The organism is Inhella proteolytica (assembly GCF_016093275.1).
Lineage (GTDB): Bacteria > Pseudomonadota > Gammaproteobacteria > Burkholderiales > Burkholderiaceae_C > Inhella > Inhella proteolytica.
This window is the reverse complement of record NZ_JAEDAK010000036.1, coordinates 1-2,270: the sequence shown is the minus strand read 5'-3', so window position 1 is coordinate 2,270 and position 2,270 is coordinate 1. Positions and strand designations below refer to the sequence as shown.

The window sequence follows — 2,270 nt, the reverse complement described above, 5'->3', positions numbered from 1 at the left end:
GCACACAATGGCCATGGACTTCCCCTTTCGAGTCAGTTGATGAGATTTCGCAACCCCATCGTGGCACTCGTTGCCGTTTCCCGCTTATTGCGGGCCGCTCGGGACGGGGAAGTCCCTTTCATTCGTTAGGTTTCATGAAACACCGAATCCTCCGCATCGCCATCTTTGCGTCGGTATTTGTAGGCACCGTGGCCTTTCGTGGGTACCTTGGTTCGTGGTTATCCACGTTTGAGCTGCCGGCCGTCGACGATGAAAGCACTTGGCTCTCTCTGGATACCTACGTGCTCGTCCTGTCAGCTTCAGCCCTTTTCGTTTCATTCTTGGTGGGTGGCTCAGTCTTGGGTCTAGTCGCGGGCACGTGGCGCACGGCGGCTCTTTTGGGGGCACTTCTCGGCGGCATATATGTTGCGGGCTATGTAGTGTTCAGCGGCATAACCGCGCTGTCGCACCGGAATGCTGTGACGCTCTTGCAAGTCGTCCTTTCGTGGGGCAGCTTGTGGGCGCCGGTTGCAGGTAGTTCAATTGGCGCCATGGCCACAGGCTTCTGGTCGCGTCGGGCGAGAGGTCAGAATGCAACCTAACCAGTCGCTCGAGCCGACTCGCGTCGGCAAGCCGCCGCTCGCGGCTCAGCTTCAACGTTAGCCGTCCAATGAACCACACGCTTGTCGCACTGTCGCTCGCAGTCATGGTCAGTCTGGCACACGCCGAGGAACCGGAGAAGGCGTGGTCATTGGTCACGTCCAAGCAAGAGTCCACGGGCCGAGCAATCATCTTCCGCTACTTGAGCGAGTTCCCTGCTGGTTTCTCTCGCGCCGCCTATCCCGATCGAGTCATCCTCGTTTGGCGGTATCAATCCAGCTCCGGTATGCCCGAGCAGCGCGAGCGGCAACGGATGGATCTGTTGGAAGACTTCTTAGGGCCAGCGGTAGAAGCCAACTCGAAGGCCAAACTGGTTCTCGTGTCTACTGGCGAGAATCTTCGAGAGTGGATTTACTACGCTAAGTCTGAAGACGAATTCATTGCAAAGCTCAACATCGCACTGCGGGGTCAGCCTGCGTTTCCCATTGAGATTCACGCAGCGCCAGATCCCACGTGGACCTCTTATGAGGACTTCCGTAGAGGGGTCAAGCAATGAACGCGACGGCTAACCCCTCCGTCAAGGGGACCTGCCTGCGGCAGGCCCCTTACGTCGAACGTTAGCCAGCCACAATTCATGCGAGCCCTCTATCTAAGCTTATTAATGGCGGCGCTTGCCAACTTTGCGCAGGCCGAGGGTCTCAGTTGTTTCGATCCGCAAGATGATGCGAAGCCTGCGAATGACGTCCAGAAAAAGGTACTTGAGCAAAGCAAGAAGCGCGCAGCCAATTTGTGCGGGCAAGCAAGTGCTCAATGTCAACTCAGGTTGCTTGAAGCCGATCGCGGCGAGTTGCACGTAACTGTTGACATGGCCTTTGTTGACAAGGGCCGATGTCTTGTTCCAATTGATGCTAGGCGCACTGAGGTTTATTCCATAAATGGTCGGTTTCTTTACCGGATGCCGCTCTAGTTAAATGAAGTTTCTGGCTAACCATTCATTGCAGCGGACCTGCGCCAGCTGCGCTGGCTGGTCCGCTGAATTCAAACGTTAGCCATCATGTCGTTGCAGCGAAGCGTTGCTCAGCAGATCGAAGAGGTCGTCGCAGAGATTCAGCGGGCCAAAACACTTCCCGCCGCTGGCGCTTGCCCTTGGTTGATGAATTTGCTCACTCAACATGGCGTTGCGCCAGATAGTGGAATGCTTGTGCGGCTATCGTCGACACCTGATCAAGGTGGAGATTTATTCGCTGGAATCTGGCTAACAAAGGATCAGCGATTCTTCGAGTTCTCCATTATTGCGGACAGAAACTCGAACGAATTGATTGAGGTTGAGGCATTCCAAGATGTTACGTCCGCAATGGTCGTGTCGGCAAATCTAAAGGGGCACGGGAAGTCCTTCGGCTATCTAGCGCTTCAGGCGCTCAAGGACGCGTGATAGCTAACCCTTCATTGCAGCCGACCCTGGCCAGCTGCGCTGGCCGGTCGGCTGAATTCAAACCACAAGGGCTTCCCCACTGATTGCAAGCAATATCCAGCCCTGATGAATGGCGCAGCCATTCATCAAGGAAATGGGTTTTGAATTCCTTCGCGTTCGTGGCCCATTTGTTGAGCGCAGAGCAAGTGCGGACTGGGGTAACTACAAACGGTCATTGCTGCGGCCTTGAATGGCAGCGGACCCTGATGTGAAGACGCGC

Annotated in this window: 3 protein-coding genes; all 3 read left to right on the top strand. The window is 55.6% G+C overall.

Features of this window, described 5'->3' with window-relative positions; all coding sequences use genetic code 11:
• Window positions 1–649: 649 nt before the first annotated feature.
• The 3 genes from I7X39_RS22890 to I7X39_RS22880 all read left to right on the top strand — a co-directional run bounded on the left by I7X39_RS22890 (window position 650) and on the right by I7X39_RS22880 (window position 2,011).
• The gene (locus tag I7X39_RS22890) at window positions 650–1,135 is read left to right on the top strand and encodes a DUF695 domain-containing protein (protein WP_198113681.1); all 486 of its coding nucleotides are present in this window, start codon (window positions 650–652) and stop codon (window positions 1,133–1,135) included.
• A gap of 78 nt (window positions 1,136–1,213) precedes the next feature.
• Window positions 1,214–1,546: a hypothetical protein gene (locus I7X39_RS22885; protein WP_198113680.1), complete on the top strand. Its 333-nt coding sequence runs from the start codon at window positions 1,214–1,216 to the stop codon at window positions 1,544–1,546.
• A gap of 87 nt (window positions 1,547–1,633) precedes the next feature.
• Window positions 1,634–2,011 (top strand): hypothetical protein, encoded by a 378-nt coding sequence (locus I7X39_RS22880; protein WP_198113679.1) that lies wholly within the window; start codon window positions 1,634–1,636, stop codon window positions 2,009–2,011.
• The last annotated feature ends 259 nt before the right edge of the window (window positions 2,012–2,270 follow it).